This window comes from Gordonia sp. NPDC003429 (genome assembly GCF_053588575.1).
Window position 1 is genome coordinate 198646 of sequence record NZ_JBSFQF010000002.1, and the last position, 17673, is coordinate 216318.

The 17673-nt window shown below is 68.4% G+C and carries 17 protein-coding genes; 16 read left to right on the forward strand and 1 reads right to left on the reverse strand.

Annotation, left to right across the window (positions count from 1 at the left end; genetic code table 11):
• Positions 1-36: 36 nt before the first annotated feature.
• The 14 genes from ACWDSI_RS04635 to ACWDSI_RS04700 all read left to right on the forward strand — a co-directional run bounded on the left by ACWDSI_RS04635 (position 37) and on the right by ACWDSI_RS04700 (position 14277).
• Complete coding sequence (locus ACWDSI_RS04635; protein WP_449746471.1) at positions 37-891, forward strand: acyl-CoA thioesterase; 855 nt, start codon at positions 37-39, stop codon at positions 889-891.
• Positions 888-1514 carry a pyridoxal 5'-phosphate synthase glutaminase subunit PdxT gene (gene pdxT, locus ACWDSI_RS04640; protein ID WP_449746470.1) on the forward strand — a complete coding sequence of 209 codons (627 nt, stop codon included), beginning with the start codon at positions 888-890 and terminating at the stop codon, positions 1512-1514. The genes ACWDSI_RS04635 and pdxT overlap by 4 nt, the downstream gene beginning before the upstream one ends.
• Before the next feature lie 46 nt (positions 1515-1560).
• The gene (locus ACWDSI_RS04645; RefSeq protein WP_449746469.1) at positions 1561-2313 is read left to right on the forward strand and encodes a YebC/PmpR family DNA-binding transcriptional regulator; all 753 of its coding nucleotides are present in this window, start codon (positions 1561-1563) and stop codon (positions 2311-2313) included.
• Between the two features lie 153 nt (positions 2314-2466).
• Positions 2467-3063 (forward strand): crossover junction endodeoxyribonuclease RuvC, encoded by a 597-nt coding sequence (ruvC, locus tag ACWDSI_RS04650; protein WP_449746520.1) that lies wholly within the window; start codon positions 2467-2469, stop codon positions 3061-3063.
• Positions 3060-3656 carry a Holliday junction branch migration protein RuvA gene (gene ruvA / locus ACWDSI_RS04655; RefSeq protein ID WP_449755802.1) on the forward strand — a complete coding sequence of 199 codons (597 nt, stop codon included), beginning with the start codon at positions 3060-3062 and terminating at the stop codon, positions 3654-3656. The genes ruvC and ruvA overlap by 4 nt, the downstream gene beginning before the upstream one ends.
• Positions 3653-4738, forward strand: a complete 1086-nt coding sequence (gene ruvB, locus ACWDSI_RS04660; RefSeq protein ID WP_449755803.1) for a Holliday junction branch migration DNA helicase RuvB — start codon at positions 3653-3655, stop codon at positions 4736-4738. The genes ruvA and ruvB overlap by 4 nt, the downstream gene beginning before the upstream one ends.
• A gap of 96 nt (positions 4739-4834) precedes the next feature.
• Positions 4835-5311, forward strand: a complete 477-nt coding sequence (yajC, locus tag ACWDSI_RS04665) for a preprotein translocase subunit YajC (protein ID WP_449755804.1) — start codon at positions 4835-4837, stop codon at positions 5309-5311.
• 138 nt (positions 5312-5449) lie between these two features.
• The gene (gene secD / locus ACWDSI_RS04670) at positions 5450-7135 is read left to right on the forward strand and encodes a protein translocase subunit SecD (RefSeq protein ID WP_449755805.1); all 1686 of its coding nucleotides are present in this window, start codon (positions 5450-5452) and stop codon (positions 7133-7135) included.
• Positions 7132-8334, forward strand: a complete 1203-nt coding sequence (gene secF / locus ACWDSI_RS04675) for a protein translocase subunit SecF (protein ID WP_449755806.1) — start codon at positions 7132-7134, stop codon at positions 8332-8334. The genes secD and secF overlap by 4 nt, the downstream gene beginning before the upstream one ends.
• Positions 8335-8345: 11 nt before the next feature.
• Positions 8346-10028, forward strand: coding sequence for an ABC transporter substrate-binding protein (locus tag ACWDSI_RS04680; protein WP_449755807.1), 1683 nt, complete (start codon positions 8346-8348; stop codon positions 10026-10028).
• Positions 10028-10303 carry a hypothetical protein gene (locus ACWDSI_RS04685; RefSeq protein WP_449755808.1) on the forward strand — a complete coding sequence of 92 codons (276 nt, stop codon included), beginning with the start codon at positions 10028-10030 and terminating at the stop codon, positions 10301-10303. Before ACWDSI_RS04680 ends, ACWDSI_RS04685 begins: the two co-directional genes overlap by 1 nt.
• Before the next feature lie 114 nt (positions 10304-10417).
• On the forward strand, positions 10418-11023 hold the full coding sequence (locus tag ACWDSI_RS04690; protein ID WP_449755879.1) for an adenine phosphoribosyltransferase: 606 nt from the start codon (positions 10418-10420) through the stop codon (positions 11021-11023).
• A gap of 37 nt (positions 11024-11060) precedes the next feature.
• Positions 11061-11777 carry a HEAT repeat domain-containing protein gene (locus tag ACWDSI_RS04695; RefSeq protein ID WP_449755809.1) on the forward strand — a complete coding sequence of 239 codons (717 nt, stop codon included), beginning with the start codon at positions 11061-11063 and terminating at the stop codon, positions 11775-11777.
• A 130-nt stretch (positions 11778-11907) separates the two neighbouring features.
• Positions 11908-14277 carry a RelA/SpoT family protein gene (locus ACWDSI_RS04700; RefSeq protein WP_449755810.1) on the forward strand — a complete coding sequence of 790 codons (2370 nt, stop codon included), beginning with the start codon at positions 11908-11910 and terminating at the stop codon, positions 14275-14277.
• Between the two features lie 98 nt (positions 14278-14375).
• Here the strand turns inward: ACWDSI_RS04700 and ACWDSI_RS04705 are convergent, their stop codons facing one another.
• A complete protein-coding gene (locus ACWDSI_RS04705; RefSeq protein WP_449755811.1) occupies positions 14376-15320 on the reverse strand; it encodes a peptidylprolyl isomerase in 945 nt (314 codons plus the stop codon).
• Positions 15321-15578: 258 nt separating this feature from the next.
• On the opposite strand from ACWDSI_RS04705, the gene ACWDSI_RS04710 reads away from it, so the two are divergent.
• Together ACWDSI_RS04710 and hisS are read left to right on the forward strand one after the other, a co-directional pair.
• Positions 15579-16298, forward strand: a complete 720-nt coding sequence (locus ACWDSI_RS04710; RefSeq protein ID WP_449755812.1) for an MBL fold metallo-hydrolase — start codon at positions 15579-15581, stop codon at positions 16296-16298.
• Complete coding sequence (gene hisS, locus ACWDSI_RS04715) at positions 16295-17563, forward strand: histidine--tRNA ligase (RefSeq protein WP_449746457.1); 1269 nt, start codon at positions 16295-16297, stop codon at positions 17561-17563. The genes ACWDSI_RS04710 and hisS overlap by 4 nt, the downstream gene beginning before the upstream one ends.
• The last annotated feature ends 110 nt before the right edge of the window (positions 17564-17673 follow it).

The window sequence follows — 17673 nt, forward strand, 5'->3', positions numbered from 1 at the left end:
CCGAAACCGTCGAGACACGTACGGAATACTGGTCGGGTGGCAGCCATCGAGGAGATCCTGCGGGTCGAACGCATCGAGACCGACATCTACCGCGGCGGAGCGTTCGAGAGTCATCTGCAACGCACGTTCGGTGGTCAGGTGGCCGGGCAGGCCCTCGTCTCGGCCACCCGCACCGTGGGCGACGAGTACATGGTGCACTCGCTGCACGGCTACTTCCTGCGGCCGGGCAACCCCGACATTCCCGCGGTGTTCCTCGTCGACCGCATCCGCGACGGGCGGTCGTTCTGCACGCGACGGGTGACCGGGATCCAGAACGGCGAGGCCATCTTCACGATGTCGGCGTCGTTTCACGTCAGCGGCGACGAGGGCATCGAACATCAGGACCCGATGCCACCGGCGCCCGACCCGGAGTCGCTCCCCGAAAGGTCCGACGAATTCTCCGACGAGGAGAAGGCCGTCTTCAAGGAATGGCAGAACTTCGACATCCGGATCGTTCCGCGCAAGGACATGGTCACCTCCGACCTCGTGGTCGCGCAGCAGCGCGTGTGGTTCCGGTACCGCAATCGTCTGCCCGACAACCCGGTGATCCACGTGTGCACGCTCGCCTACATGAGCGACATGACGCTGCTCGGATCGTCGAAGGTGCCCCATCCCGGCGTCGAACCACAGGCGGCCTCGCTGGATCACGCGATGTGGTTCATGCGGCCGTTCCGGGCCGACGAATGGCTGCTCTACGACCAGACCTCGCCGTCGGCCGGTGCCGGTCGCGCTCTGACCCAGGGCCGCATCTTCGATCGCTCTGGAGCCCTCGTGGCCGCGGTCACCCAGGAGGGATTGTCGCGGACCGGGCGGCAGATGCCCACCGATCAGCACGCCCGGCGGGCGAGGTGACCGCGACGTCGTCGGCTCCACGTGTCGGTGTTCTCGCGTTGCAGGGTGACGTGCGCGAGCACCTCGCCGCGTTGTCGGCGTCGGGGGCGCGGCCGGTGGCGGTGCGCCGCCGCAGCGAACTCGACGAGGTGGACGGACTGATCATCCCCGGCGGCGAATCCACCACGATGAGCCGGCTGCTCGGTGTCTTCGACCTCTACGACCCGCTGCGCGAGCGTCTCGCCGACGGGATGCCCGCCTACGGGTCGTGCGCGGGAATGATCCTGCTGGCCTCGCAGATCCTCGACACCCGACCCGACGCGCGTCACCTCGACGCCCTGGACATCACCGTGCGCCGCAACGCCTTCGGGCGTCAGGTGGAGTCGTTCGAAACCGATCTGGAGGTTGACGGCATCACCCACGGCGCGCCGATGCGGGCGGTGTTCATCCGCGCGCCCTGGGTGGAGCAGGTGGGCTCGGACGTGCGGGTGCTGGCCACCGTGCCGGACGGTCCGGCCGCGGGCCGGGTGGTCGCGGTCCGGCAGGCGAGCGTGCTGGCCACGTCGTTTCATCCGGAGGTGACCGGGGATCGCCGGGTGCATGAGTACTTCGTCCGAATGTGCGCCGGTAAGATCGACGGATGACGTCGTCGCGGCAGCGTCGCCGGATGCGGGAAAGGATCGGGAGAGTATGAGCGGCCACTCCAAATGGGCCACCACCAAGCACAAGAAGGCGGTCATCGACGCCAAGCGCGGCAAGATGTTCGCCAAGCTGATCAAGAACATCGAGGTGGCCGCGCGCACCGGGGGTGGCGATCCGGCGGGCAACCCCACCCTCTACGACGCGATCCAGAAGGCCAAGAAGAGTTCGGTTCCCAACGACAACATCGAACGCGCGCGCAAGCGCGGCGGCGGTGAAGAGGCCGGCGGCGCCGACTGGCAGACCATCACCTACGAGGGATACGGACCCAACGGCGTCGCCATCCTGATCGAATGCCTCACCGACAACCGCAACCGCGCGGCCGGTGAGGTGCGCACCGCGATGACCCGCAACGGCGGCAACATGGCCGACCCCGGATCGGTGGCCTACCTGTTCACCCGCAGGGGTGTGGTGACGCTGGAGAAGAACGGGCAGAGCGAGGACGACATCCTGATGGCCGTCCTCGACGCGGGTGCCGAGGAGGTCAACGATCTCGGCGAGACCTTCGAGGTGGTCAGCGAACCCACCGACCTGGTGGCCGTGCGCACCTCGCTGCAGGATGCGGGGATCGACTACGACTCGGCGGAGGCCGATTTCCGGGCGTCGGTGGAGGTGCCCGTCGATGCCGAGGGTGCGCGCAAGGTGTTCAAGCTGATCGACGCGCTCGAGGACTGCGACGACGTGCAGAACGTGTACAGCAACGTCGACGTCAGCGACGAGGTGCTCGCCGAACTCGACGCCTGATCGCCTCGCCGGTATTCCGCGTCCGCCGGTAGCGGCACTTCGCGGTGAGCGAACTTGCTGCCACGGATCCGGCGCGCGTGTCGGTGCGCGGTGATGTCGGGGACGCTCGCTACACTTATCGAACAGTTGTTCGGCGTGTCGAGGGAGGTCGCGGTGCGGGTGATGGGTGTCGATCCGGGGCTGACGCGATGCGGCATCGCGCTCGTCGAGTCCGGTGCCGGCCGGCAGGTCACCGCACTCGACGTCGACGTGGTGCGCACCCCCACCGACATGGAGCTCTCGGCGCGGTTGCTGGCGGTGTACACCGCGGCCTGTCACTGGCTCGACGTCCATCAGCCCGACGTGGTGGCCATCGAGCGGGTCTTCGCCCAGAATCAGGTGTCCACCGCGATGGGCACCGCGCAGGCGGGTGGTGTGATCGCGTTGGCCGCCGGCCAGCGCGACATCCCGGTGCGGTTTCACACGCCGTCGGAGGTGAAGGCAGCGGTGACCGGCAGTGGTCGCGCCGATAAATCCCAGGTCACCGCGATGGTGACACGCATCCTGGGCATGCAGACAAAACCCCGCCCGGCCGACGCCGCCGACGCGCTCGCACTGGCCATCTGTCACTGCTGGCGCGGTCCGATGGCCGAGCGTCTGGCCCAGGCGCAGCGGCAGGCGGAGGCTGCGGCCGCCCGGCATCGGGAGAAGATCGCCGGGGCACGGCAGCGCCAAGGGATCATCCCCGCACGTGAAGGGAGGGGTGCATGATCGCCTCGGTACGTGGCCCGGTGGTCGACGTGGCCCTCGATCACGTCGTGATCGACTGTGCCGGAGTGGGCTATCGGGTACTCGCCACGCCGTCGACGTTGTCTCAGATGCGGCGCGGGGAGGAGTCCACGCTGCTGACGTCGATGATCGTCCGCGAGGACTCCATGACGCTGTACGGCTTCACCGAACCCGACGCGCGCGCGTTGTTCGCGCTGCTGCAGACGGTGACCGGGGTCGGCCCGCGGCTGGCCATGGCCACGCTGGCCGTGCTCGAACCCGAAGCGCTGCGCCGTGCGCTCGCCGATTCCGACGTGAAAGCGCTCACCACCGTGCCCGGCATCGGCAAACGGGTGGCCGAGCGGCTCGTCGTGGAGTTGCGCGACAAGGTCGATCGCCCGGCGTCGGAGACCGCGACGGGGCCCTCGCTGGTCGGTGCCGGGGTGAGAGATCAGGTGACCGAGGCCCTGGTGGGCCTCGGTTTCACCGCCGCACCCGCGGAAAAGGCGGTCACCGCTGTCCTCGCCGACGATCCCGGTGCCGACGCATCGCGGGTGCTGCGTGAGTCGCTGGCACTGCTGGGCAAGACCGCATGAGCGCCGACATCCCGCCCGACGAGCGGGAGGTCAACGCGACCCCGGTCCGTTCCGACGGAGACTTCGATGCGGGCCTGCGCCCGCGGTCGCTGGCCGACTTCATCGGCCAGCCGCGGGTGTGCGAACAACTCGAACTGGTGCTGCACGGAGCGAAGGGTAGGGGCGGTACCCCCGACCACATCCTGCTGTCGGGTCCGCCCGGTCTGGGCAAGACGTCGCTGGCCATGATCATCGCGAGCGAGATGGGTGCGGCGATCCGGGTGACGTCGGGTCCGGCGCTCGAACGCGCGGGCGACCTCGCCGCGATGCTCTCCAACCTCGTCGAGGGCGACGTGCTGTTCATCGACGAGATCCACCGCATCGCCCGTCCCGCCGAGGAGATGCTCTACCTGGCGATGGAGGATTTCCGCGTCGACGTGGTGGTGGGGAAGGGCCCCGGCGCCACCTCGATCCCGCTCGACGTCGCCCCCTTCACCCTGGTCGGCGCCACCACGCGGTCGGGATCGTTGACCGGCCCGCTGCGCGACCGGTTCGGGTTCACCGCGCACATGGAGTTCTACGAGACCGACGAACTGGTGCGCGTGCTGCGTCGGTCGGCGCGAATTCTCGGTATCGATCTGCGTGATGACGCCGCCGCGGAGATCGCGAGTCGTTCCCGCGGTACCCCGCGCATCGCCAACCGGCTGCTGCGCCGGGTCCGCGACTACGCGGAGGTGCGCGGTGACGGGGTGATCACCGTCGACATCTCGCGGGCCGCGCTGGCCGTGTACGACGTCGACGAACTCGGCTTCGACCGGCTCGACCGGGCTGTGCTCAATGCGTTGATCAGGGCATTCGGCGGTGGACCGGTCGGTGTGTCGACACTCGCGGTGGCCGTCGGCGAGGAGCCGGCCACCGTCGAGGAAGTATGTGAGCCGTTCCTGGTGCGCGCGGGCATGGTGGCGCGCACCCCGCGCGGGCGGGTGGCCACCGCGGCGGCCTGGCATCACCTCGGCCTCACCCCGCCGGCGGGCGCGATGAACGCCACATTCGGGGTTCGTCCCCGCGACGTCGGGACGGAAAGCCTCTTCGACGAACTGTGACCGTGCGGCCGAATCGGTCGGCAACGCAAATCCCTTCCCGGCGGCGTGGCACACTGGTATGAACCCCCGATCTGATGAAGGACTGATCTTCTCCCCATGTCATCTCTGCTCTTTCCCCTCCTGCTCGTCCTGCTCGCCGGTTTCATGTGGTTCTCGATGCGCAAGCAGAAGCGGCGCATGGCCGAGACCCAGCAGATGCAGAACTCGGTCGAGACCGGCACCCGGGTGCAGCTGACGTCGGGGCTGTTCGGCACCGTGATCGACGCCACCTCGTCCGATTACATCGACGTCGAGATCGCCACCGGCGTGGTGACCCGCTGGAACCGGCTGGCCATCATGAAGGTCGTGTCCACCGAGGATGCCGCCGCCACCTACGCGGGATACGTCCCGCCCGCGGCCCCCGTCGACGGTGTCGACGATTTCAGCGCAGAGGATTTCGGGGCCGACGACTTCACCTCGGTCGACGGCTCGGTGGTGGGGGAGTTGCCCGCCCTCGACGAGCCCGCCGCCGAACAGCGGCCCGCCGACACCGGCGACTCGGTCTCCGACAAGCAGGCCGACTCCGAGAAGTAGTCGGCAACACCCACACGCGGTCGGGGAGGTTTTCCCCTTCGTCCGGCCGGTCAGTAGAGTGGCCTGCGGCCATCGACGCCCCCTGACGGTGCGCGTACCGTCATGCCCGTACGCGCCCGTGAGCGTGGATCAGCGCCGATGGGAACAGTGTCAAAGGAGACCGAGTACAACGTGACCACCCCTCGCCGGGCAGCGGCCAGATCCCGAGAGATCCCGCCGTGGCGTCCCCTTGCCGTGTTCTTCGCCCTCCTCGTGGTGGTCTACGGCCTCATCTTCTTCACCGGGGGAGGATCGCCCACCCCGAAACTGGGCATCGACCTCCAGGGCGGTACCCGTGTGACGTTGACCGCGCGCACCGAGAACGGTGCCGCACCGACCCGCGAGCAGCTCGATCAGGCCAAACAGATCATCGAGCAGCGCGTCAACGGTCTCGGCGTGTCCGGCTCGGAGGTCGTGGTCAATGGCAACAACCTGGTGATCACGGTGCCCGGGCAGGATGGGGCGCAGGCCAAGTCGCTCGGCCAGACGGCTCGTCTGTTCATCCGGCCGGTGGTGAGCGCGCAGGACGCGGTGGCGCAGCCGAACGCGACGCCGCCCGGTGAGCAGGCCCCGGCCAATGAGGTGCCCGCCGACGAATCGGCCAAAGCGATCGCCGAAGAGCAGCAGAAGCGGCAGGCCCCGGCCAACGCCAACCTCGACGCCCTCAAGGCCCAGATGGCCAAGATGGACTGCTCGAAGGGCGCCAACGATCCCCTCCTCGGCAACGACAAACCCGACCAGTACCTGGTGGCCTGCTCCACCGACGGCAAACAGGTCTACCTCCTCGCCCCGGAGATCATCGACGGCCGCGACATCAAGTCGGCCAGCTCCGGATCCGATCCGCAGAGTGGTGCGTGGACGGTGTACCTGGACTTCAAGCCGGACGCCGCGCAGACGTGGAGCGACTTCACCGCCAAGAACATCGGCAACTCCACGGCCTTCGTCCTCGACAGCCGTGTGGTCTCCGCGCCGCGCATCAACTCTCAGATCTCCGGTGGCAAGACCCAGATCACCGGTTCGTTCTCCGAGTCGGAGGCCACCGACCTGGCCAACGTTCTCAAGTACGGCTCGCTGCCACTGTCTTTCACCACGTCCGATGCGGAAACGGTATCGGCGACGCTGGGCCTCGCGTCTCTGCGCGCCGGCCTGATCGCCGGTCTGGTCGGTCTGATCGCGGTGTTCATCTACGCGCTGGCCTATTACCGGATGCTCGGCTTCCTGACGATCTTCTCGCTGATCTGTTCGGGGGCGATGGTCTACGGCATCATCGTGCTGCTCGGCCGGTGGATCGGCTTCACCCTCGACCTCGCCGGCATCGCCGGTCTGATCATCGGTATCGGCATGACCGCCGACTCGTTCGTGGTGTATTTCGAACGCATCAAGGACGAGATGCGCGAGGGCCGTAGCTTCCGGTCGGCGGTGCCGCGCGGCTGGGCGAGCGCCCGGCGAACCATCTGGTCGGGCAACGCGGTCAGCTTCATCGCCGCCGCGGTCATCTACACCCTGGCCATCGGCGAGGTCCGCGGCTTCGCGTTCACCCTGGGACTCACCACCATCCTCGACGTCGTGGTGGTGTTCCTGGTGACCCATCCGCTGGTGGTGCTCGCCAGCCGCAACTCGTTCATGTCACGACCGAACGTCAACGGTCTGGGTGCGGTCAGCGAAGTCGCCCGACAGCGTCGCCACACCCCGCGCGCGGGCAGTGATGCCGGCGACAGCGCGGCCGCGACTCCCGGCACAACCGGCGGTAAGGCCAAGGCCGTCGCGGAAGGATCGGCGAAATGAGCAGCAGCAACGGCACCCACAGCGGGTCGACGGCCGCGCTGGCACCCACCTCGGCGTCGGACGCCGATTTCGTCGCCGACTCCAATCGCTCCTTCCTGTCCCGGCTCTACACCGGCACAGGCGCTTTCGAGATCGTGTCGAAGCGCCGCCGGTGGTACATCGTCACCGCGGTGATCCTGCTGATCTGCATCGGCTCCATCGCCATCCGCGGGTTCAGCTTCGGCATCGACTTCGAGGGTGGTACCCAGATTTCGATCCCCGCGACCAGCAGCAACGTGACCAGTCAGTCCGTCGAGGACGCGGTGTCGAAGGCGCTGGGCCACGCACCGGAGTCCGTGCAGACGGCCGGGGCCGGATCCAGCGAGACCGTTCAGGTGCGCACCGACGCTCTCACGGTGCCTCAGGCGTCCGCGGTCACCCGGGCACTGACCGACTCGTTCGGGCCGGAGGTGACCACTCAGGACGTCAGCATCTCCGAGGTCAGCTCCACCTGGGGACGTGAGATCACCCAGAAGATGCTGATCGCGCTCGGCGTGTTCCTGGTGATCGTCTTCGTCTACATCGCGGTCCGGTTCGACCGCGAGATGTCGGTGGCGGCGCTGGCGTCGCTGTTCTTCGACATCATCTGCACCGCGGGAATCTATTCTCTGGTCGGGTTCGAGGTCACGCCGGCCACCGTGATCGGCCTGCTGACGATCCTCGGCTTCTCGCTCTACGACACCGTCGTCGTCTTCGACAAGGTGTCCGAGAACACCCGCTCGGTGCGCCAGACCACGCGCCGCACCTACGCCGAGCAGACCAACCTGGCGGTCAACCAGACGCTGATGCGGTCGATCAACACCACCGTGATCTCGGTGCTGCCGATCATCGCCCTGATGGTGATCGCGGTGTGGCTGCTCGGTGTCGGCACCCTCAAGGACCTGGCACTCATTCAGCTCGTCGGAATCGTGGTCGGTGCGTATTCGTCGATCTTCCTCGCGGCGCCGTTGCTGGTGACGCTGAAGGAACGGCGCGGCGACATCAGCCGCCACACGAAGAAGGTGCTCGACCGTCGGGCCGCGGTGGCCGCCGGCGAGACGCCCGGCGCCGACGATCGTCCGGTGCGTGGGCGGACCTCGACGCGCGCTGCGAGCGTCGACACCTCCGGTGACACGGCCGAGAAGGCCGCTCCCACCGGTAAACGACGCCGCAACCGCTAGTCTCGCGTGCCATGGGGAGGCGAACCGGGCGGGTCACCGCCCTGCTGCTCGTTGCGGCGGGTGTACTCGGACTGACGGTTGCCTGCTCGGAGGACGCCGAACCTCAGCTCGACTACGTCGTGGATGCGCGGTTGTCCACCGTCAACGCCAACACGGTGGCCGGCAACGCCGATGGTGCGCTGATGGCCGTCACGCGGGTGTTCCCCGGATTCAGCTATCTGGGCGCCTCGGGTCAGGTGACACCCGACCGCGACATCGGCACCGTGACCGCACAGCCGGGACCCGTGCTCACCCTGCGCTACCAGTTCGCCCCCGACGCGGTCTTCTCCGACGGCCGGCCTCTCGACTGCGACGACCTGGTGCTGGCGTGGGCGGCGATGAGCGGACGGCTGCCCGGCTTCACACCGGCCACCACCGCCGGCTACCGCGACATCACCGATGTGCGCTGCGCACCCGGAGACAAATCCGCCACCGTGACCTTCGCGCCGGGGCGCGATTACCGGGACTGGCTGTCGCTGTTCGGGGCGGGCACACTCCTGCCCGCGCAGGTGGTGGCCCGCGACGCGCAGGTCGCCGACGTGATCGAACCGATCCGGGCAATGAACCGTCCGGTGATCGCCAAGATCGCCAAGGCATGGAACACCGGATTCGACCTGCGCCCGGGTGCGGTGGAGGACGGGACGTTCCCGTCGTCGGGTCCGTATCGGATCAGCTCATACGGCGAGGGCGGGCTGGTGCTCTCCGACAACCCGAAATGGTGGGGCGATGCCCCCAAGGTGTCGCGGATCGTCCTACACGACCGGCGCGGCGACGCCGTCCGCCGCATCGCCGACGGCCGGTACGACATCGCCGACGTGACCGCGGGACTCACCGATGGTGACGCCATCGCCTCCGACGCCGGCGCCGCCGATCAGGTGCAGGCGCGCGACGCGCCCGGCCGCTCGTTGGGCGTGGAGGAACTGGTGTTCTCCGGCAGTGGCGCCTTCGCCGACCCTGCGGTGCGTAGAGCATTCGCCTCGTGCGTGCCCCGCGATCGTCTGACCCGCGGGTTCGGTCAGGGCGCGCAGGTCTGGAATTTGCGCACACTCGCCCCCGCCGACGATCTGGCCGCCGCCATCAACAACGAATTCGGCCAGGGCTACTTCCGGGTGGATCCCGCCCGGACCCGCGCGTTGCTCGCCGACGCCGGACGCGACGGCCCGCTCCGTGTACGGATCGGCTATCTGGCGCCCGACGACCGCAGGCGACAGATGGTGGCCGCCATCGCCGACTCGTGCCGCGGCGCCGGGATCACGGTCGTCGACGCCGGGTCGCCGCAGATCGGTGTCACCGATCTCGGCACCGACGTCGACGCGATCCTCGTCGTCGACGGGGCGTCGATGGCCGCTGCCGGGGCCGCCGACCCGATCCGCGACGCCCAGCAACTGCGCGGCGGGGATCCGCTGAACCTCGCGGGATTTCGCGATCCGCAGGTGAGTGCGGCGATCGATGCGCTCGCCGTGGCCCAGCTCGGCTCCGACCGTCTCGAACTGGTCCGCACCATCGAGAACGCCGCATGGGCAAGTGTTCCGTCGCTGCCGCTGTTCGCTGCGCCACGGGTACGACGGTGGAATGATCGGGTCGGCAATGCGGTCGCCGGGCTGGCGCGCAACGGGACCGGCTGGAACATGGACCGATGGACCATACTCAAGTGATGGGCGACATCATCGAAGCGCCACTCGACAACTGGCTGGCCGCTTTCGATGGCCGCGTCCTCGAGGTGTTCTCGCCGTACCGCCAGGGGTCGACGCGGTATCACGCCGCCCTCATCGTGGGCTGCCGGATCGACGGCACCACGTTGACCGTCGACTTCCAGCGCGGGGAGGTCGGCCTGTGGCCGTTCCGCCCGGAGCAACTGCCGCAGGTGACCGCACTCGTGGACGCCGTCCTCGCCACGCGCAGGGCGTGGTGGCCGGCACCACATCCGTGACCGGGATTCCCTCCCGGACCATCCGACCGCATGCCCAGACCGATCGAGATGAGTGAGGCCATGAGTACTGCCGACGCGTCGCCCACACCCCCCGAGTCCGTGCCTCTCGAGCCCATGCCTCCCGAGCCCAAGCCCCCCGAGGAGCCCGCGGTTCCGACGCACGTGACGGAGGCAGCGCTGGCCGAGGCGAGGGCCGCCATCGTCCGACACGCCCGCCGGGTACCGGACTTTCCGGAGGCGGGCATCGTGTTCCAGGACCTCACCCCGGTGCTCGCCGACCGCGACGGGCTGTCGTCGATCGTCACCGCGCTGACCCACGGGTGCCGCGGCATCGACCTGATCGGCGGTATCGACGCCCGCGGGTTCCTCCTCGGCGGCGCGGTGGCCCGTGAACTGGATGTGGGCGTCCTCGCGATCCGCAAGGGCGGCAAGCTCCCGCCCCCGGTGCACTCGGTGGAGTACAGCCTCGAGTACGGGTCGGCCCGGCTCGAGATCCCCGCCAGTGGCATCGACATCTCCGGCATGCGGGTGCTCCTCGTCGACGACGTGCTGGCCACCGGTGGCACCGCGTTGGCCGCCGCAGAACTCGTCGAACGCGCGGGTGCCACGGTGGTGGGTGTCGCGGTGATCATGGAACTCGAGGGTCTCGGCGGCCGCGAGACCATCGCCCGCGGACTCGGCGAGTCACTTCCGGTGCACACCGTCGTGACCGACAACTGACCATTAGACCTGCATCTCGGATGAGTGCGGACTCGCGATGAGCAAAGTCGATGACTACCGGCGTGAACTCGCGGCGCTGCCCGACGACGTCAACGTGTGGTTCTCCTGGCTCGGTGAACAGTCGAATCTGCCGGGGCCACGGGCGAATCTGAGCTTGCTCGCCGCATTCGTGGAGGAGGCGGCCCCGGCGATGATCCACTCGGCCGCAGCCGCCGACGACGAGTACCTGGCGTGCTGCGGTGCCGCGGGACTGGGACGACTGCTCGCCGAGCAGACAGCCGACCGCGATGCGACGCTCGTCGCGCTGCGCGCCGCGGCCGACGATCCGCGGTGGCGGGTGCGCGAGGGTGCTGCGATGGGACTGCAGCGCTGGGCCGACGACGACCCGCGCGCCATGGCTGCCGTCGCGCTGGACTGGGCGGGTGGGCCCGAGCCGCTCGTGGCCCGGGCGGCGGCCGCCGGGATCTGCGAACCGCGACTACTGCGCGATCCGGGCATGGCCGCCGCCGCGATCGAGGTGTGTGAGCGCGCCACCGCGCTGATCCGTGCCCGGCCCGCCGATCGTCGTCGCGACCCCGACCTGCGGGTGCTGCGTCAGGGATTGGGCTACTGCTGGAGTGTAGCGGTGGCCGCCGACCCCGACCACGGACTCGATCGGTTCACCGCGCTACGCGACGACCCCGACCCGGACGTCGCGTGGATCGTGCGCACCAATCTGCGCAAGGCCCGTCTGGCCCGGCTGTCGGCGGACTGATCGGCTCCGACCTCTCGCTCCATCGCTCCACGACACTGGGCACCGACCCGCCGGACTAGACTCGACACATGCGATGTTGATTCGTCCGGATCAGCAATCCGCGCACAGCCGTTCTGCCGGAAGGAGGCCGATGGTGGCCGACGATGCCGACACGGTGACCAACGGCGCACAGCCGGTGCCGGACGCCGAGCGCTCGTCTGCGCCGGAGACCACCGCCGCCGCGCCCGACACCGCACACACCTCCGCGTCCCGGCGGGTCCGGGCACGCCTGGCCCGCCGTATGACCGCCACCCGCAGCCCGGTCCGTCCGGTCCTCGAGCCGCTGGTGACGCTGCACCGGGAGATCTATCCCAAGGCCGACGTCGCGTTGCTGCAACATGCCTACGACGTGGCCGACGAACGCCACCGCGGGCAGACGCGCAAGTCCGGGGACCCCTACATCACCCACCCGCTCGCGGTGGCGACCATCCTCGCCGATCTCGGCATGGACACCACCACACTGGTGGCGGCCCTGTTGCACGACACCGTCGAGGACACCGGCTACAGCCTCGATCAGCTCGAATCCGACTTCGGTTCGGAGGTCGCCCACCTCGTCGACGGGGTGACCAAGCTCGACAAGGTGGCACTGGGCAGCGCCGCCGAGGCCGAGACCATCCGCAAGATGATCATCGCGATGGCGCGCGATCCGCGGGTGCTGGTGATCAAGGTGGCCGACCGGTTGCACAACATGCGGACGATGCGGTTCCTGCCGCCGGAGAAGCAGGCACGCAAGGCCCGTGAAACGCTCGAAGTGATTGCGCCGCTGGCACATCGGCTCGGTATGGCGACGGTCAAGTGGGAACTCGAGGATCTCTCGTTCGCCATTCTGCATCCCAAGCGTTACGAGGAGATCGTGCGGTTGGTGGCCGACCGCGCGCCCTCGCGCGACACCTACCTGGCGCGGGTGCGCGCCGACATCAACAACGCGTTGTCGGCGGCCAAGATCTCCGCCACCGTCGAGGGACGGCCCAAGCACTACTGGTCGATCTATCAGAAGATGATCGTCAAGGGACGCGAGTTCGACGACATCCACGATCTGGTGGGGATGCGCATCCTGTGCGACGAGGTGCGTGACTGTTACGCGGCGGTCGGCGTGGTGCATTCGCTGTGGCAGCCGATGGCAGGACGTTTCAAGGACTACATCGCCCAGCCCCGCTTCGGCGTGTACCAGTCGCTGCACACCACGGTGATCGGCCCGGAGGGCAAGCCGCTCGAGGTGCAGATCCGCACCCATGACATGCATCGCACCGCCGAGTTCGGAATCGCGGCGCACTGGCGCTACAAGGAGAACGGCTACAAGGACCGCAAGTCCGGCCGACGCTCCGATATCGCCGAGGTCGAGGACATGGCGTGGATGCGTCAACTCCTCGACTGGCAGCGCGAGGCCGCCGACCCCGGCGAGTTCCTCGAGTCGTTGCGCTACGACCTCGCGGTCAAGGAGATCTTCGTCTTCACCCCCAAGGGTGACGTGATCACGCTGCCCGCGGGTTCCACCCCGGTCGATTTCGCCTACGCCGTGCACACCGAGGTCGGGCACCGGTGCATCGGCGCCCGGGTCAACGGTCGCCTCGTCGCGCTCGAACGGACGCTCGAGAACGGCGAGGTGGTGGAGGTGTTCACCTCGAAGGCCGCCAACGCCGGTCCGAGCAAGGACTGGCAGAACTTCGTCGTGTCCCCGCGAGCCAAGGCCAAGATCCGGCAGTGGTTCGCCAAGGAGCGTCGCGAGGAGGCGCTCGAGGCGGGTAAGGACGCCATCGCCAAGGAGGTCCGCCGCGGCGGACTCCCGTTGCAGCGGCTGATGAGTGCGGAGTCGATGGCCGCGATCGCCAAGGAACTGCGCTACAGCGACGTCACCGCCCTCTACACCGCGGTGGGCGAGAACCACGTGTCCGCGCGGCATGTGGTGAATCGACTGCTGGCCTCGCTCGGCGGCATCGACGACGCGGCCGAGGAGATCGCCGAACGCTCCACACCGTCGACGATGCCCGCCCGCACCCGCACCGGCGGCGATGCAGGCGTCGTGGTCGAGGGGGTCGACAACGTCGCGATCAAGCTGGCCAAGTGCTGCACACCCGTTCCCGGTGACGACATCCTCGGATTCGTCACTCGCGGCGGCGGTGTCAGCGTGCACCGCACCGACTGCACCAACGCCGACGAACTGCGCCGGCAGAACGAGCGCATCATCCCGGTGGCGTGGGCGCCGTCGGCCGAATCGGTGTTCCTCGTGGCGATCCAGGTGGAGGCCCTCGACCGGCACCGGCTGCTGTCGGATGTCACCAAGGTGCTCGCCGACGAGCGGGTGAACATCCTGTCGGCGTCGGTCACCACCAGCCGCGATCGGGTCGCGATCAGCAAGTTCACCTTCGAGATGGGTGACCCCAAGCATCTCGGACACGTGCTCAACGTGGTCCGCAACGTCGAAGGTGTCTACGACGTCTACCGGGTGACCTCGGCGGCCTGACCCTTCCCGCGTCACGGTTTCCTTCCCGCGCACGGGATTCCGTACGCGGGAAGGAATTCGATCCGCGGGAACGGTTGGCGTCCTGTCGCCGCGGCGCCTCAGTCCAGGTCGCCACCGGTGATGGTCGCGGCGGTGATGGTGACCGGCAGCTTGGGCTTGCCGTCGGTCGGTTCACCCGAGGGACCCGGCGTGACGCCGCCGGCGGCGACCTTGTCGAGGACCTTGAGCCCCTCGGGGTCCACCTTGCCGACCACGGAGTAGTCGGGGGAGAGCTGGCTGTCCTGGATCACCAGGAAGAACTGGCTCGACCCGGTGTTGCTGCTTTGCCCGCCCTGGTTGCTGTTCGCGATGGCGATGGTGCCGCGCGGGTAGATCACCGCCTGCTGACCGGTCATCGGGTTCGGCTGCCCGGCCGGCTTCAGGTTCGTCGGCGGCTCGTCGGGACTGCTCCAGCCGGGGCCGGAGGCGCCGGTTCCGGTGGGGTCGCCGCACTGCAGCACCTTGAGGGTGTCGCTGGTGGTCATCCGGTGGCACGGTGAGTCGTTGTAGAACTTGTCCTGGATCAGCGAGATCACCGCACCGGTGTTGCACGGCGCGCTCGCGCGGGTCAGCGTCACCGGGATGGTGCCCTGGGTGGTGTCGAAGGTCGCCGACACGTCACCCGACTTCAGCTGGCGGTCGCCGGGTTTGGGCGCGGTCTTCTTCTTCGGGATGCCCTCGGCGATCATCTTGTTCATCTCGGCGGCGTACTTGCGGTACTCGTCGACCTGATTGGCCGGGACGCCCTGCGGTGGGTCGGTGGGGATCGGTTTGAGCCGGTCGGGCTGATTCTCGTAGGTGCACGACGTCCACCGCGCCGCTTCCCTGTCGTCGAGGATCTTCTTGACCACAATGGTGGTGACCGTGGCCACCACTGCCACCACCAGCACCGTCGACACCGAGGTGATGATGATGCGGCGGCGTCGACGCTCCTGACGTTCGCGTTCGAGCCGCTCTTCCAGCTTGCGCTTGGCTGCCTCGCGGCGCTCCTCGTTGGTGGTCACGCTGGTGGCCCCTCCTGACACGTCTGACTGGCAACCCGTTGGGCGGTATCGACACGCAAGTGTGCCAGCACACCCTGAGAGTTCCCCAGCCAGGTCCGTCGTGGGCGCGTCGTGGCCGGGTGGTCGACGGGGACTTGTCCGGTTGGTGGACGGCCATTGTCCCGGGTGGTGGGAGGGCATCGTTACTGCCTGGTCCACAATGGACAGCGGGTGAACGCAGGCGGGCGCCACCCCGCACGGCCCGAATGAGGAGACCACATGCTGATCACCGGATTCGCCGCGGGCATGTTCCAGACGAACTGCTACATCGTGGCGCGGGAGCAAGGCGCCGAGGCGATCATCGTCGACCCGGGCCAGGATGCGGGTCCGCGCGTGAAGGAACTGCTCGCCGAGCACCGCCTCACCCCGGTGGCGGTGCTGCTGACCCACGGCCACCTCGACCACACGTGGAGCGCCGCGGATCTGTGCGACGAGTTCGCCATCCCCGCCTACATCCATCCCGCCGACCGACATATGCTCGCCGACCCCGGATCGGGTCTGGGGCGGGCGCTGGAGGCGGTCATCGGGGCGCTGAAGTTCCGCGAACCCGAGAAGGTGGTGGAGTTCGGCGACGACGAGGCGGTGGAACTCGCCGGAATCCGGTTCTCGGTGGATCTCGCGCCCGGCCACACCCAGGGATCGGTGCTGCTCGGCACCGACGTCGAGGTGGCCGGCGACGACGGTGCGCCCGTCACCGTGCCGGTGTGCTTCTCCGGTGACGTACTGTTTGCGGGATCGATCGGGCGCACCGACCTGCCCGGCGGCAACCATCAGCAATTGCTCAACTCCATCGCGGCGAAACTGTTACCGCTCGCCGACGACACCCAGGTGTTGCCCGGCCACGGGCCGCAGACCTCGATCGGACAGGAGCGAGCGACCAACCCGTTCCTCGCGGATCTCGGCGAACCGGGCCAACAGAAGGGAAGCAGAAGACTGTGAGCGCCGATTTCACCGCGCCCAAAGGCATCCCCGACTACTACCCGCCGAACTCGGCGGACTTCCGGAAGGTGCGCGACACCTTCACCGAGGCGGCCCGGCGTGCCGGATACGGGCACATCGAGTTGCCGATCTTCGAGGAGACGGCGCTGTTCGCCCGCGGCGTGGGCGAGTCGACCGACGTGGTGAGCAAGGAGATGTACACCTTCACCGACCGCGGCGACCGGTCGGTGACGTTGCGTCCCGAAGGCACCGCCGGGGTGGTACGCGCGGTGATCGAACACGGTCTCGACCGCGGCCAGCTACCGGTGAAACTCTGCTACGCCGGACCGTTCTTCCGCTACGAACGGCCCCAGGCCGGTCGCTACCGGCAGCTCCAGCAGGTCGGGGTGGAGGCCATCGGCGTCGACGATCCGGCGCTCGACGCCGAGGTCATCGCGATCGCCGACGAGGGCTACCGGCGGCTCGGACTGTCCGGTTTCCGGCTGGAGATCACGTCGCTGGGCGATGACACGTGCCGGCCGCAGTACCGGGAAGTGCTGCAGGAGTTCCTGGCCGGACTCGACCTCGACGACGCCACGCGTGAGCGGGCGAGGATCAATCCGCTGCGCGTGCTCGACGACAAGCGACCCGACGTGCGCGCGGCAACCGCGAACGCCCCACTGATGCTCGACCACCTCTCCGACGACGCGCGCGGGCATTTCGAGAGCGTGCTGTCGCATCTGCGTCAGCTCGGGGTGCCCTACGAGATCAACCCGCGACTCGTGCGCGGACTGGACTACTACACGAAGACCACATTCGAATTCGTGCACGACGGGCTGGGCGCGCAGTCGGGGATCGGCGGTGGTGGACGATACGACGGACTCATGCGCCAGCTCGGCAGCAAGCAGGATCTGTCCGGCATCGGGTACGGACTCGGTGTGGACCGCACCATGCTCGCATTGCAGGCCGAGGGCGTCGCGCACGCCGACATCGCCCGCTGTCAGGTGTTCGGGGTGCCGTTGGGCACCGATGCGAAAGCTGAATTGGTCGGTGTCGCAGGACAATTGCGCAGCGCCGGGATCAGCGTCGACCTCGCCTACGGCGATCGTGGACTCAAGGGCGCGATGAAGGCGGCCGACCGGTCGGGGGCCCGGCTCGCGCTGGTACTCGGGGATCGTGAGCTCGCCGACGGCAAGGTGGAGGTCAAGGATCTCGCCACCGGCGACCAGCATCAGGTGGCGCTGGAGCGCATCGTCGACGAGGTGCGTGCACTGCTCGGGCAGTGACCCTGACGAAACCGGCAATGCGCACGATTCGCCCGCGAATCCTGTTGGTGCACTGGACTATCCGATCCGCTTGAGATGCCTGTCCGGAAGGTCAGTTCGTCATCGGTTCG

Excerpts from the sequence above, each read along its gene's own strand:
- ACWDSI_RS04645 (WP_449746469.1), top strand. The coding sequence starts at position 1,561 with ATGAGCGGCCACTCCAAATGGGCCACCACCAAGCACAAGAAGGCGGTC.
- ruvA (WP_449755802.1), top strand. The coding sequence starts at position 3,060 with ATGATCGCCTCGGTACGTGGCCCGGTGGTCGACGTGGCCCTCGATCAC.
- ruvB (WP_449755803.1), top strand. The coding sequence starts at position 3,653 with ATGAGCGCCGACATCCCGCCCGACGAGCGGGAGGTCAACGCGACCCCG.
- yajC (WP_449755804.1), top strand. The coding sequence starts at position 4,835 with ATGTCATCTCTGCTCTTTCCCCTCCTGCTCGTCCTGCTCGCCGGTTTC.
- secD (WP_449755805.1), top strand. The coding sequence starts at position 5,450 with ATGGGAACAGTGTCAAAGGAGACCGAGTACAACGTGACCACCCCTCGC.
- secF (WP_449755806.1), top strand. The coding sequence starts at position 7,132 with ATGAGCAGCAGCAACGGCACCCACAGCGGGTCGACGGCCGCGCTGGCA.
- ACWDSI_RS04680 (WP_449755807.1), top strand. The coding sequence starts at position 8,346 with ATGGGGAGGCGAACCGGGCGGGTCACCGCCCTGCTGCTCGTTGCGGCG.
- ACWDSI_RS04685 (WP_449755808.1), top strand. The coding sequence starts at position 10,028 with ATGGGCGACATCATCGAAGCGCCACTCGACAACTGGCTGGCCGCTTTC.
- ACWDSI_RS04690 (WP_449755879.1), top strand. The coding sequence starts at position 10,418 with ATGCCTCCCGAGCCCAAGCCCCCCGAGGAGCCCGCGGTTCCGACGCAC.
- ACWDSI_RS04695 (WP_449755809.1), top strand. The coding sequence starts at position 11,061 with ATGAGCAAAGTCGATGACTACCGGCGTGAACTCGCGGCGCTGCCCGAC.
- ACWDSI_RS04700 (WP_449755810.1), top strand. The coding sequence starts at position 11,908 with ATGGTGGCCGACGATGCCGACACGGTGACCAACGGCGCACAGCCGGTG.
- ACWDSI_RS04710 (WP_449755812.1), top strand. The coding sequence starts at position 15,579 with ATGCTGATCACCGGATTCGCCGCGGGCATGTTCCAGACGAACTGCTAC.